This is a genomic window from Solimonas sp. K1W22B-7, from assembly GCF_003428335.1.
Lineage (GTDB): Bacteria > Pseudomonadota > Gammaproteobacteria > Nevskiales > Nevskiaceae > Solimonas_A.
Map to the genome: position 1 here is coordinate 1,991,249 of NZ_CP031704.1, position 12,412 is coordinate 2,003,660.

Consider the following 12,412-nt stretch of genomic DNA (forward strand, 5'->3'; position numbering starts at 1 on the left):
GGTGGCCGATCAGGTCTGTTCTTCGCGCAGCCGGCGCGCCTTGCGCGCCTGCGGGGCCCAGTCGAGGGCACCGATGCGGACGAGGTAGACCAGGCTGGCGCCCAGGATGAAGATGAAGATGAACGCCTCGATGAAGCCCATCCAGCCGGCTTCACGGACGGACACGGCCCAGGCGTAGAGGAACAGCGCCTCCACGTCGAAGATCACGAAGAACACCGCCACCAGGTAGAACTTGGCGGACAGGCGCAGCTTCTCGGGGGAGCCGGAAACCACGCCGGATTCGAAGGCCTCGTTGCGGGCGCGGGCACTGGAGCGGCCACCGAGCAGGTGCGACAGGATCAGCATCAGGGCGCAAAGGCCGAAGACGCCGACCACGTATAAGGCGGTGCCCCAGAACTGGGGCGATTCCGGAATGCTGACGAAATCGGTCATTCGTGGCCTCGCACGGTCTCTAGTCTGTCTTGTCTTGGGCAGGCCAGCCCCGGCAGCCTCAACTACCGCTGCCGGACCCGCGCGGCGGAGGCTAAAACATCCCTGGGGTGGCGGCCTGCATGCCGTCCGAACGGATTATAGACCGGCAAGGCAGCAAAGCGCTGATTTTTTTGTCGGAAGATGCAGGATGGATCAACGAAGAAGGCCCGCATGTGCGGGCCTCCGGTGCCTATCTTCGGTGTACAACCGTGGCGCTACTTCTCGACGAATGCGCGTTCGATGACGTAGTCGCCCGCCGTGCCGATGCGCGGGGAAATCTCGAAGCCGCGACCGTCGAGGATCTCGCAGGAGTCCTTCAGCATCTGCGGGCTGCCGCAGATCATCACGCGGTCGGTCACCGGGTTCAGGTCCGGCAGGCCGATGTCCGCGGCCAGCTTGCCGCTGCGGATCACGTCGGTCAGGCGGCCCTGGTTGCGGAAGTCCTCGCGGGTGACCAGCGGGTAGTAGATCAGCTTGTCGCGCACCAGGTCGCCCAGGACATCGTCCTCGGGCAGGCCTTCGATGTACTGCTGGTAGGCCAGGTCGTTGACGTTGCGCACGCCGTGGATCAGCACGATCTTCTCGTAGCGCTCGTAGGCTTCCGGGTCCTTGATCAGGCACATGAACGGCGCCAGGCCGGTGCCGGTGCTGAAGAAATACAGGTTCTTGGCCGGCTTGAGGTCGTCCAGCACCAGGCTGCCCGTGGGCTTGGTGCTGACCAGCAGTTCGTCGCCTTCCTTCAGGTGCTGCAGGCGCGAGGTCAGCGGGCCGTTCTGGACCTTGATGCTGAAGAACTCGAGGTGGTCCTCGTAGTTGGCGCTGGCGATGCTGTAGGCGCGCATCAGCGGCCGGCCGTTGACCTCAAGGCCGATCATCACGAACTGGCCGTTGCGGAAGCGCAGGCCCGGACCGCGGGTCGTCTTGAAACTGAAAAGGGAGTCGTTCCAGTGATGGACACTGAGGACGCGCTCAGGGGCGAAGGCTGCCATTTCAATCCATGGTGCAGTGCAAAATGGGGCGCAATCTTAAGACAAATCGCCGCGGCAGTCGCCCGCCGGCCGAAAATCGTCTGAAAACAGCACTTCCGGGAATAAATAACCGGCCAGGATTGTCCGGCGCCGGGGCCCGCCGCGCCTCACCCGCAGGGACTAGCGGGCCGGTCCCGGTCCCTAGGCCGGGCGCTGCCAGCCGGCCGCGATGATCGCCATGCCGGCCAAGGCCACCCCGGCGCCGACCCAGTCCCAGGAGCTGAGCCGCACGCCGTCCACCAGACGCAGCCAGACCAGGGCAGTGAAGACATAGACCCCGCCATAGGCGGCGTAGACCCGGCCGCTGGCGGCGGGGTGCAGGCTCAGCAGCCAGACAAACAGCGCCAGGCTGGCCGCGGCCGGCAGCAGCAGCCAGGCGGACTTGCCCTGGCGCAGCCACAGCCAAGGCAGGTAGCAGCCGACGATCTCGGCCAGGGCGGTGGCGAAGAAGAGCAGGGTGGTCTTGAGCATGGGCTGATTATCCTAGCTTTCGTTTCATCTGCCGTTGATCTGCCGGCGCCAGACTTCGGGATTCGTCCAGGGGAGTACCGAATGATGCGGCGTCGCAAGTTCCTGCAGGGCCTCGGCGGCCTGTCCGGCGTGACCCTCCTGCCCGGCTGCGGCAGCAGCGAGCCGGTCGATGGCGCCTCGGGCGCAGTCCGTTTCGAGCACGGCGTTGCCAGCGGCGACCCGCTCAGCGACCGCGTCATCCTCTGGACCCGCGTCACCCCGGAGCGCGACGGGCCGCTGCGCGTGCGCTATCTCCTGGCCCGCGACCCGGAACTGAAGGATGTGGTGTTGTCGGATACGGTCGTCACCGATCTTGCGCGGGACTACACGGTCAAGGTCGATCCGGCGGGCCTGGCCCCCGGTACGCGCTACTGGTACCGCTTCGAGGCCGGCGGGGCGCACTCGCCGGTGGGCCGCACCAAGACCCTGCCGGTGGGAGCGGTGGATCACCTGCGCTTCGCCTTCACCTCCTGCTCCAACTACCCGGCGGGCTACTTCGGTGTCTATGGCCGCATCGCGGAGCGCCTGGATCTGGACGCGGTGTTCCACCTGGGCGACTACATCTACGAATCCGGCTCCACGGGCCACGATGGCCGCGACCACAGCAACGGCCGCGAGATGGTGACGCTGGACGACTACCGCGACCGCCACGCCCAGTACCGCACCGACCCCGACCTGCAGGCGATGACCCTCCAGCACCCGATGATCGTGGTCTGGGACGACCATGAATCGACCAACGATTCCTGGAACGGTGGTGCCCAGAATCACACGGAAGGAGAGGAAGGGCAGTGGGAGTACCGCAAGGCGGCCTCGATCATGGCGTACTTCGAGTGGCTGCCGATCCGCGTCGCCGACCCGGCGGACCCGCAGCGCATCTGGCGGCAGTTCGTGTTCGGCGACCTGGTGGACCTGATCATGCTCGACACGCGCCTCTACGGTCGCGAGGAGCCATTGAACATCCTGCCCTTCGGGCCGGAGCTGAACGATCCGACGCGCCAGCTGCTGGGCCTGCGCCAGGAGAACTGGCTGACCGAACGACTGACCGCGTCCACCGCACACTGGAAGCTGTTGGGCCAGCAGGTGATGTTCGGCCAGCTGCGCCTGGCCTCGCTGCCGGACCTGTCGCTGCTGGGCATCACGCTGGCCGAGGAACTGCTGGCGCTCAATGCCGACCAGTGGGACGGCTACCCGGCGGCACGCGACCGCGTGTTCGATGCGATCGAGCGCGGCGGCGTGGAGAACGTCGTGGTGCTGACCGGCGACATCCACAGTTCCTGGGGCAACGAGCTGTACCGCGATCCGGGTGAGCTGCTGACGCTGATCGACAATATCGTGGGCGATCCGCTGGACCTGGGCCTGATCAAGGCCCATGGCGTGGAATTCGTCTCGCCCTCGGTGACCTCCAGCGGCCTGCCCGCGGGCACGACGCCGCTGCTGCGGGCGGCCTTCGGCCTGATCGATCCGCACATCAAGTACTTCGACGGCGAGCGTCACGGCTACGTGCTGCTGGACATCACGCCGGAGCGCACCCACGGCGAGTGGTGGTACGTCGATACGATCCTGCAGCCGGATTCGCCGGAGCAGTTCGGCGCGGCGCTCTACACGCGCAGCGGCGAGAACCGCCTGCGCAGCGCCGCGGCGCTTGCCTGATCCTTCGCAAAAGATGTCCGCGCGTCCGCGCCGCAAAGGCATGGCTCTTGCTGGGTTCTGGCAGTCCGCTTGTAACGTCCGAAGTGGACCATGGGCTGGATTTACCGGGGGATTTCGTCTGCCTGCGGGGCTTGTCCGGCTCGCGCCAACCGTAAAATCCGCACATCGGGATTTGCACTTTTTCGGGATACGCAGGGAATGATGTTCAGCAGAACAGGCAGCGGGGCTGCGGCATGATGGCGCCCCTGCAGCGCTCGCTGACCGATGGCCATGCCTCGGGCGCCGAACAGTCCTTCTACCTGCAGCGCCTGGGCGCCGCAGCCGCCGATTCCCTGCGCCGCACCATCCGCGGCGAGCTGGCCTGGCTGCTGGCGCCGTTCATGCACCACATGCCCGATGCCCTGGCCGAATACGAGGCCACGGCCGCTGACCCGGTCCTCCGTGAGTCGGTCCGCGAGCTGCGCCGGCTGTTCGAGGTCATTTCCGGGCGCTGGGTCGACACCTTCATCTACGCGGTGGACACGCGCCTGATCGGCAGCGGCGCGGCGCCGGACGAGCCAGGGGCCAGCGAAGACCTGGTGGCCGGCCGCGCCGAACTGCGCGCGGAAGAGAAGTACGCCAGGCTGCTGGGCCAGCTGGATGACCGCCTGCAGCTGATCCGCCGCACCCTGTACGTACCGGTGCACGTCCGGGCGCTGGCGCCGGCCGGGTTGTCGCGGGCGCTGCAGGACACCGCGGAGCAGCTGGGCTGGCCGGCGGCGCACCGGCCGTTCCTGTTCGCACGCTTCGGCGAGGACGTGCTGCTGCGGCTGGGCGAGCTCTATCGCGGCCTGCTGGTGGCGCTGCGGGCGATCGGCAGCACCGCCCAGCAGCTGGACGCGCAGCGGGCCGCCCTGCCCATGCCGGAGCAGGCGGCGCGGACCGAGCCGAAGGTCGACGACGGCACGCTGTCGATGCTGCGGAACTATGCCGCCAAGGCCGACGACAGGCTCTACAACGACCACGCGCTGGCGGCCGACCTGCTGGCGCTGGCCGAGAACCAGTCGATACCCGACCTGCCGCAGGAGCAGCGCCATGCGCCGCTGCAGCGCATGAGCGCCGCCGGCCAGTTCCTCAGCGAGGCGATCGCCGACCCGCTGCTGCCGGAAGAGCTGCGCCGGCGCCAGGACGCAGTGCGGCTGCCCCTGGTCAAGACCGCCCTGGCCGACGCCACCCTGTTCACCTCGCCGCACCACCCGGTCAGCAGCCTGGTGGACGAAATGATGCTGAAGGCGGCCACCGCGCGGGTGACCGGCAATGTCGAGGAGCGCCGTGCGGCGGAGCGCCTGGAGCAGTTGCTGGTGCAGTTCGAGCTGGCGCCGGAGTTCGTGCGCCAGGCGCTGCTGACGCAGCAACCGGTCGATGAGGCGCAGGTGCAGCAGTTCATGGAGTCCAAGCGCCTGCGGGCCCGGGAGCGGCGCCAGTCGGTCCTGCATACCGTGCAGCGCCGGGTGATCGAGGAACTGCGCCTGTCCACCTTCGGGCGCGAGGTCGACGTGCCGGCGGTGGTTCTGGAGTTCCTGCACAAATCCTGGGCGCCTTTGCTGATGAAGGGCTTGCTGGATCATGGTCCCAACGATGTCCGCTGGCGCCAGGACCTGGATATGGTCGATCAGCTGGTGGAAATGTCCGAGCTGGGTTTCGGTGAGGACGACGCATGGGAGGCCCTGCTGCTGCGCCTGACGCAGCGCATGGCCATGTCGGGCATGCGCGACGACCGGATCGAGCAGGGTATCGGGTTGCTGCGGGCGCTGCGCCCCGGGAGCTGAAGCCGGGGTCAGCGCCGGATCGCGCTGACCAGCAGGTAGTGCTCGATGTACTGGGCGCGCTCGTAGTAGATGTCCAGCGACTGCTGCAGCTGGCTGCGGGTGACCTGCCGGTGCAGCAATGCCTCGTGGGCGTAGTTCACCATGTGACGGTAGTGGCCCCTCCAGCAATTTTCCGTGGCGTCCACCAGAGCGTCGACCGCGAGACCTGCGCCTGCATACAGCGCGCGGTACTCGTCCAGGTCCGCCACGTGGTTGTCGCCGATGCGGCGCTGGTGATCTTCGTCGGCGCGCCGCGAAGTCAGGATATCGCTGAGCACCAGGTGTCCGCCCGGCTTGAGCACGCGGGCGGCTTCCCGCAGGAACTTCTCGCGGGTGTTGAAATGGAAGGCCGCCTCCACGCAGACAACCGCATCGAAGGACGCATCCGGAAACTCCAGCGCGGTGGCGTCCATCAACATGAAGTTCGCGCCCGGGACGATTTCGCGCCCCCTGCTCAGCTGCCGTTCGGAAATGTTGATCGCCGTGATCTGTCCGGCCGGGTAGAAGGTGGACAGGTAGCGGGAGGTTTCACCCTTGCCGCAGGCGACGTCGAGGATCCGCCCCTTCTTTTCCGGAATGAAGCCCAGCAGCTGGGCCATCAGTGCGTCGCAGGCCGCCTTGGCGTCCGGGGTCGCGTCGGTCCAGTATCCGAAGTTGGTGTAGTCGCTGCCGCCGTAGTAGTTGATCAGGCGGTCGCTGAACATTGCTGCGTCGTAGAACCGGTTGATGTTCTCTGCCAGATCCTTGGCTTGCGTCGTCATCTGCTGGGCACCCGTGGCACACCAAGCCGTGGGTCCGGCTCAAGAGCACGGACGCCCCGGCGACTGAAAGGTCCTGTCTGCATGACGAGACCAAATCCCCGAGTAAAGTCTAGTGGTCAATGCATGTGAGCCATCGGTCCGTTTGTCGTTCGATTTCATCCGCTCAGCGCGGCCATTTTTTGGTGCGCGCGACTGATTCATTCGTCATGAAAACAGTTGTAGTTGACCGTGGAGCCACGGCGTTCGCCGTGAACAGGGCATGTGGGGCGGATCGATCGCTTTGCTTTTTCCTCCCGGTGGCGAACGATCAATACGTTCGTTCACCCGGACGAGCGTGTTGCCCGGATGGTTCAGCCGTAGCGCAGCCGCGGACGCGGGCGCTGCAGGATCGCGCGCAGGTCTTCCGGCACCGGCATGGGCCGGAAGGCGCTGACGCCGGCGCCGCCGGTGTTGCCCTCCGGCACCCAGACGCGCGAGAAGACCAGCGCGGCGACCATGCGCAGCGTCTGGCCGAGCAGTTCGCCGACATCACGCCTCAACCAGCCGGCACGCCACATCCAGGCGTGGCTGCGCAAATGATCCCAGGTTCGGCGTTGCGACAGGATGTGGGCGCGTTCGAAATGGCGGAACGCCGCAGCGGCGCTGTGCCGGGCCAGCAACTGGCTGCCCAGCAGCAGTTCGTGGTCGATCGCTTCCTTCAGTGGGTCCATGGTTCGTGTCCCTCAGGTCGCGCCAGCATGACCCTGGACCCCGGTCCCGGCTGCAAGCCCTGCCTCGAAACGCAGGCAGGCCCAGCGATACAGCGCCGGCAGCACCAGCAGGGTCAGCAGCGTGGACGACAGGATGCCGCCGATCACCACCGTCGCCAGCGGGCGCTGCACCTCCGAGCCGATGCCGGTGTTGAAGGCCATGGGCACGAAGCCGAGGCTGGCGACCAGGGCGGTCATCAGCACCGGCCGCAACCGCGTCAGCGCACCCTCGCGGATCGCCGCCTCCAGGGCCATGCCTTTCTCGCGCAGGCGCCGGATGAAGCTCACCATCACCAGGCCATTCAACACCGCAACGCCGGACAGGGCGATGAAGCCGACGCCGGCGGAGATCGAGAAGGGAATGCCGCGCAGCCACAGCGCCAGCACGCCGCCGGTGAGCGCCAGCGGCACGCCCGAGAAGATCACCAGCGCGTCGCGCAGCGAGCCGAAGGCCAGCCACAGCAGACCCAGGATCAGGGCCAGGGTCAGCGGCACGACCACGGCAAGGCGCCGTGCCGCCGATTCCAGCTGCTGGAAGCTGCCGCCGTACTCCAGCCAGTAGCCGGGTGGCAGCCTGGCCTGGCTCTTCAGCCGTTCGCGCGACTCCTTGACGAAGGAGCCGAGGTCACGCCCGCGCACGTTGGCGCTGACCACGATGCGGCGCTTGCCCTGCTCGCGCTTGATCTCGTTGGGACCGCTACCCAGTGTCACGGTCGCGACCTCGCCCAGCGGCACGTAGCCGCCACCCGGCAGGGGTAGCGGCAGGCGCTGCATGGCGCGCGGGTCGTTGCGCAGTGCCTCCGGCAGGCGGATCACGATGGGGCTGCGGCGGTCGCCCTCGTACAGCAGTCCGGCCTCGCTGCCGCCGTAGGCGGTGGTCACCAGCTCCTGCAGTTCGGCGATATGCAGGCCGTAGCGGGCGAGGGCTTCGCGACGCGGCGTCACGGTCAGCAGCGGCAGGCCCTCGGCCTGCTCGCTGCGCACGTCGGCGGCGCCGTCGATGCCGGACAGCAGCTTCTCGATGCGCTCGCCGGCGGCGACCAGCGTGTCCAGGTCGTCGCCGTAGATCTTCACCGCGAAGTCGGCGCGCACGCCGGAGATCAGCTCGTTGAAGCGCATCTGGATCGGCTGGGTGAACTCGTAGTTGTTGCCCGGCACCTGCGCGGCCAGCCGCTCGAGTGCGGCCACCACCTCGGCCTTGGGCTTGCCCGGCTCAGGCCAGTCGCTACGCGGCTTGAGCATCACGAAGGTGTCTGCCACGTTCGGAGGCATGGGGTCGTTGGCGACCTCGGCGGTGCCGATCTTGGCGAACACGCGCTCCACCTCGGGCGCCTGCCTGAGCGTCGCTTCCAGCTGGTTCTGCATCTGCACCGCCTGCGTCAGGCTGGTGCCGGGGATGCGCATGGCATGCAGCGCCACGTCGCCCTCGTCGAGGCTGGGCACGAACTCCGAGCCCAGGCGCGTCGCCAGCCAGGCGCAGCCTGCCAGCAGGAGCAGGGCCGCCAGCGACAGCCCCCAGCCCGCGCGCAGCGAGCGCTCCAGCAGCGGTGCGTAAAGGCGCTGCGCCACTGCGATCACGCGGCTGTCGTGCGCCTGCACCGGGCCGCGGATCAGCAGGGCGATGCCGGCGGGGATGAAGGTCAGCGACAGCATCAGGGCCGCGGTCAGCGCCAGCACCACGGTGATGGCCATCGGGTGGAACATCTTGCCTTCGACGCCGGTCAGCGCGAACACGGGCAGGTACACCGCGGTGATGATGCCGATGCCGAACAGGCTGGGGCGGATCACCTCCGTGGTGGCCTCGTAGACCACTTCCAGCCGTTCGCGTGGACTGATCTGCGCGCCGGCCAGCCCCAGCCGGCGCAGGCAGTTCTCGACGATGATCACGGCGCCGTCCACGATCAGGCCGAAATCGAGCGCGCCCAGGCTCATCAGGTTGGCCGACACCTGGGTCTGCACCATGCCGGTGAAGGTCATCAGCATCGCCAGCGGGATCACCGCCGCGGTCAGCAGCGCCGCGCGCAGGTTGCCCAGCAGCAGGAACAGCACGACGATCACCAGCAGTGCGCCTTCCGCCAGGTTGACGCTGACGGTGGACAGCGTGCGCTCCACCAGGGTGGTGCGGTCGTAGACCACGTTGGCGGTGACGCCCGGCGGCAGGCTGCGTGCGGCCTCCTGCAGCTTCGCCGCCGCGGCGCGGGCCACGGTGCGGCTGTTTTCGCCGACCAGCATGAACACCGTGCCGAGCACCACCTCGTGCCCGTTCATGGTGGCGGCGCCGTTGCGCAGCTCGGGGCCTATGGCCACCTCGGCGACGTCGCCCAGGCGCACCGGCGCTTCGCCCTGCCGGGCCACCACCAGCTGGCGCAGGTCCTCGATCGTGGCGGCCTGGCCGGGCACGCGGATCAGCTGCTGCTGGCCGCTGCTTTCGATATAGCCGGCACCGGCGTTGGCATTGTTGGCGCCGATGGCGGCGCGCAGTTCGCCGAAGCCGATGCCGTGGGCCAGCATGCGGCCGGGGTCGGGACGCACGTGGATCTGCTTCTCGTAGCCGCCGAGCGAGTTGACCTCGGTGACGCCCGGCACGCGCAGCATCTGCGGACGGATGATCCAGTCCTGCGCCTGGCGCAGGTCGGTGGCGGTCAGCGGCTGGCCATCCCTGCCGCGCGCTCCCGGTTCGGCATCCACCGTCCACAGGAAGATCTCGCCCAGGCCGGTGGTGATGGGGCCCAGTTGCGGCTCCAGCCCCGGCGGCAGTGCCGAGCGCAGGGTCTGCAGCCGTTCCGCCACCTGCTGGCGTGCAAAGTAGGGATCGGTGCCGTCGCGGAACACCACGGTCACCTGCGACAGGCCGTAGCGCGACAGCGAGCGCGTGTACTCCAGGCGCGGCAAACCGGCCATGGCGTTCTCCACCGCGTAGGTCACGCGCTGCTCGGCTTCCAGCGGCGTGTAGCCCGGCGCCTCGGTGTTGACCTGTACCTGCACGTTGGTGATGTCGGGCACGGCATCGATCGGCAGCTGGCGAAAGCTCCAGCTGCCGAGGACCGCCAGCGCCAGCGCCAGCACCATCATCAGGCCGCGGCGCCGTATGGCGAAGCGGACCAGGGCATCAATGCTCATGGGCGGCCCCCGACTTGCCGATGTCGGCTTTCACCAGGTAGCTGTTGCCGCTGACGTAGCGCGCTCCGGCGGCAAGGCCGCCCAGCACCTCGGTGTACTCGCCATCGCTGCGGCCGAGTTGCAGGGGGCGGGCGGTGTAGGTGTTGCCGGACTGCTCGAACACCACGGTAGCGCCCTCCAGTTCCTGCAGGGCGCCGTTCTTCACCGCCAGGGTCACTTCGCTGGCGCCGATCACCGCCTCGGCACCGACATACAGCCCCGGCGTCCAGCGGCCGGCGGCGTTGTCCAGCAGCACGCGCGCGGTGAGTGCCTGGGCGGGCCCGGTGCCGGCCGGGCTCAGGCTGACCAGCGTGCCCTCGGCGCGGATGCTGCCGTCGAGCGAGGTGACGCGCGCGGTCTGCCCGGGGCGCAGCTGCGGCAGGTCCTGCGGAAACACCGACAACTCGGCCCAGACGCTACCGAGATGGGTGACGACGAACAGCGGCGCGGCGCCGGCCTGTTCACCGGGGTTGGCGTTGCGCGCGGTGACCACCCCCGAGATCGGCGATGTGACGGCGTAGACCTGCAGGCTGTCGTCGCTTTCCACGCGTGCCAGGACCTCGCCGGCTTTCACCGTGTCGCCCAGCGCCCTGGTCACGCTGCGGATCTGGCCGGGGAAGCGCGCGCCGATGCTGCGCTGGCCCGAATCGGTGGGCACGATACGGCCATGCAGCGGCAGCGTGTTGCGGATCTGCGAGGGGCCAGCGGTGTCGGTGACCAGGCCCGCCGCGCGGGCTGCGTCGGCTGCGATGCGGGTGCTGTCGCCGCCTTCTTCGTGCTCCAGCCCGCCGGCAGATTCTTCCCCGGCGTGGCCATGTTCGTCGGGATGCCCTGCTGCTTCCGCCGGTCCCGTGGTTTCTTCACGGGCGCGCTCGCAGGCGGCCAGCGCCAGCAGCAGGCCCAGGCCCAGCACTGCGGCGATCTTGTTGGTCTTCATGGTTCAGTCCTTCTGGACGGCGCCGACCGGTTGACCGGTCAGGCGCTGGATTTCGATCAGGTAGCCCTGGTATTCCGCGGCCGCCTCGATCAGGCGGCGACGCTGCGCGGTCCACTCGCCGTGGGCGTCGCGCAGTTCCAGCAGCGAATAGCGTCCGCGCTCCCAGGCATGGCGCGTCTGCCGCAGGGCCTCGTCCGCGGCGGGCACGATACGGTCGCGCTGGGCCTCGAACTCGGTGCGGGCGTGGTTCAGTTCCTGGAACAGCTCATAGAGCTGGGCCTGCAGCTTCAGCATGGCGCTGCGGCTTGCCGCCTCGCCCTGGTCACGCCGCGCCTGCGCCTCGGCGATCAGCGGCTCGGCGCGCGCGGCCTGCCCGAGCGGCAGGGAGGCCGAGAACAGCAGGGCGGTGTCGTCGGTCTCGCCCAGCCGGCGGACGCCGGCGCCCAGCGTCAGGCTACGGCCGGCGCGCGCCTGCTGCAGGCGCAGTTCGGATTCGCGCAGGCGATTTTCGCTGGCGTACTGCAGCGCCTGGGGGGAAGCCTGCAGGCGCGCCAGCAGCACTTCGAACCCGACAGTCGGATACCGCTGCAGCAGGTCTCCCTGTGCGCTACCGAAGTCGGGCTCCTGCTGGCCCATGGCCGCGGCCAGGTGGCGCCGCGAACTGAGCAGTTCGTGCTCGGCATGCTCCTCGGCCAGCCTGGCGCGCTCCAGGGCGATGCGCGCACGCGAGCGTTCCGCCAGCGGGCTGCGGGCGGCGGCGACGCGCCGCTCGACTTCCCTGAGCGTCTCTTCGGCCAGAGCGGTTGCCTCGTGCGTGATCTCCAGTTGGGCCTGGTCGGACAGCAGATGGACATAGCGCCGCGCCAGTTCGGCGCGCAGGTCCAGCGCGGCCAGGCCGGCTTCCCCGGCCTGCAGCGCCTGCTCGGCGCGGGCGGTGTCGATGCGGCCGCTGCGCTGTCCGCTGGCCTCGACCAGTTGGCTGAAGCTCAGCGTGGTCTCGGCACCCTGGGCGCCGCGGTAGGGGCCGCTGCCGAGCAGGTTCTCGGCGGCCAGGTGCAGTTCCGGCGCCGGCCGCAGGCCAGCCTGCGACACGCGGCTGGCGGCTGCCAGTCCGGCGGCGCGCCATTGCCCGAAGGCAGGGTGCTGCGTCTCTGCGCGCTGCAGGGCGGCGGCGAGCGTCAGCGGCGGGCCGGCGAACACGGCCGGTTCGCTGGCGGCGGCCGCCAGCGATACGAACAGACCGAGCGCAGGCAGCGCCCGGGGTGAAATGCGAAACATGGTTGCCTCCCAGGGCAATGGA

General features: G+C 68.7%; 10 protein-coding genes. 2 read left to right on the top strand and 8 right to left on the bottom strand.

All coding sequences use genetic code 11. The features are described 5' to 3' along the window. Window positions 1-9: 9 nt before the first annotated feature. From ndhC to D0B54_RS09180, 3 genes are all read right to left on the bottom strand, one after another. Complete coding sequence (ndhC, locus tag D0B54_RS09170) at window positions 10-432, bottom strand: NADH-quinone oxidoreductase subunit A (protein ID WP_117291033.1); 423 nt, start codon at window positions 430-432, stop codon at window positions 10-12. A gap of 254 nt (window positions 433-686) precedes the next feature. After that, window positions 687-1,460: a ferredoxin--NADP reductase gene (locus tag D0B54_RS09175; RefSeq protein WP_117291034.1), complete on the bottom strand. Its 774-nt coding sequence runs from the start codon at window positions 1,458-1,460 to the stop codon at window positions 687-689. A 180-nt stretch (window positions 1,461-1,640) separates the two neighbouring features. Beyond that, a complete protein-coding gene (locus tag D0B54_RS09180; RefSeq protein WP_117291035.1) occupies window positions 1,641-1,970 on the bottom strand; it encodes a YnfA family protein in 330 nt (109 codons plus the stop codon). Between the two features lie 81 nt (window positions 1,971-2,051). Between D0B54_RS09180 and D0B54_RS09185 the strand changes: the two genes are divergently transcribed. Together D0B54_RS09185 and D0B54_RS09190 are read left to right on the top strand one after the other, a co-directional pair. After that, the gene (locus D0B54_RS09185) at window positions 2,052-3,659 is read left to right on the top strand and encodes an alkaline phosphatase D family protein (protein ID WP_117291036.1); all 1,608 of its coding nucleotides are present in this window, start codon (window positions 2,052-2,054) and stop codon (window positions 3,657-3,659) included. A 233-nt stretch (window positions 3,660-3,892) separates the two neighbouring features. Next, entirely contained in the window at window positions 3,893-5,467 is a 1,575-nt protein-coding gene (locus D0B54_RS09190; protein WP_117291037.1) for a DUF1631 family protein, read from the top strand. Window positions 5,468-5,475: 8 nt separating this feature from the next. Here the strand turns inward: D0B54_RS09190 and D0B54_RS09195 are convergent, their stop codons facing one another. The 5 genes from D0B54_RS09195 to D0B54_RS09215 form a co-directional block, all read right to left on the bottom strand. After that, the gene (locus tag D0B54_RS09195; protein ID WP_117291038.1) at window positions 5,476-6,267 is read right to left on the bottom strand and encodes a class I SAM-dependent methyltransferase; all 792 of its coding nucleotides are present in this window, start codon (window positions 6,265-6,267) and stop codon (window positions 5,476-5,478) included. A gap of 350 nt (window positions 6,268-6,617) precedes the next feature. Continuing rightward, complete coding sequence (locus tag D0B54_RS09200; RefSeq protein ID WP_117291039.1) at window positions 6,618-6,977, bottom strand: DUF3703 domain-containing protein; 360 nt, start codon at window positions 6,975-6,977, stop codon at window positions 6,618-6,620. A 12-nt stretch (window positions 6,978-6,989) separates the two neighbouring features. Continuing rightward, a complete protein-coding gene (locus D0B54_RS09205; RefSeq protein ID WP_117291040.1) occupies window positions 6,990-10,136 on the bottom strand; it encodes an efflux RND transporter permease subunit in 3,147 nt (1,048 codons plus the stop codon). Then, window positions 10,126-11,112 carry an efflux RND transporter periplasmic adaptor subunit gene (locus tag D0B54_RS09210; protein ID WP_117291041.1) on the bottom strand — a complete coding sequence of 329 codons (987 nt, stop codon included), beginning with the start codon at window positions 11,110-11,112 and terminating at the stop codon, window positions 10,126-10,128. Before D0B54_RS09210 ends, D0B54_RS09205 begins: the two co-directional genes overlap by 11 nt. Window positions 11,113-11,115: 3 nt before the next feature. Next, window positions 11,116-12,390, bottom strand: coding sequence for a TolC family protein (locus D0B54_RS09215; RefSeq protein ID WP_117291042.1), 1,275 nt, complete (start codon window positions 12,388-12,390; stop codon window positions 11,116-11,118). Window positions 12,391-12,412 lie beyond the last annotated feature (22 nt).

Bases quoted from the DNA above. Each gene is read 5' to 3' on its own strand.
- ndhC (WP_117291033.1), bottom strand. From the start codon at position 432: ATGACCGATTTCGTCAGCATTCCGGAATCGCCCCAGTTCTGGGGCACC.
- D0B54_RS09175 (WP_117291034.1), bottom strand. From the start codon at position 1,460: ATGGCAGCCTTCGCCCCTGAGCGCGTCCTCAGTGTCCATCACTGGAAC.
- D0B54_RS09180 (WP_117291035.1), bottom strand. From the start codon at position 1,970: ATGCTCAAGACCACCCTGCTCTTCTTCGCCACCGCCCTGGCCGAGATC.
- D0B54_RS09185 (WP_117291036.1), top strand. From the start codon at position 2,052: ATGATGCGGCGTCGCAAGTTCCTGCAGGGCCTCGGCGGCCTGTCCGGC.
- D0B54_RS09190 (WP_117291037.1), top strand. From the start codon at position 3,893: ATGATGGCGCCCCTGCAGCGCTCGCTGACCGATGGCCATGCCTCGGGC.
- D0B54_RS09195 (WP_117291038.1), bottom strand. From the start codon at position 6,267: ATGACGACGCAAGCCAAGGATCTGGCAGAGAACATCAACCGGTTCTAC.
- D0B54_RS09200 (WP_117291039.1), bottom strand. From the start codon at position 6,977: ATGGACCCACTGAAGGAAGCGATCGACCACGAACTGCTGCTGGGCAGC.
- D0B54_RS09205 (WP_117291040.1), bottom strand. From the start codon at position 10,136: ATGAGCATTGATGCCCTGGTCCGCTTCGCCATACGGCGCCGCGGCCTG.
- D0B54_RS09210 (WP_117291041.1), bottom strand. From the start codon at position 11,112: ATGAAGACCAACAAGATCGCCGCAGTGCTGGGCCTGGGCCTGCTGCTG.
- D0B54_RS09215 (WP_117291042.1), bottom strand. From the start codon at position 12,390: ATGTTTCGCATTTCACCCCGGGCGCTGCCTGCGCTCGGTCTGTTCGTA.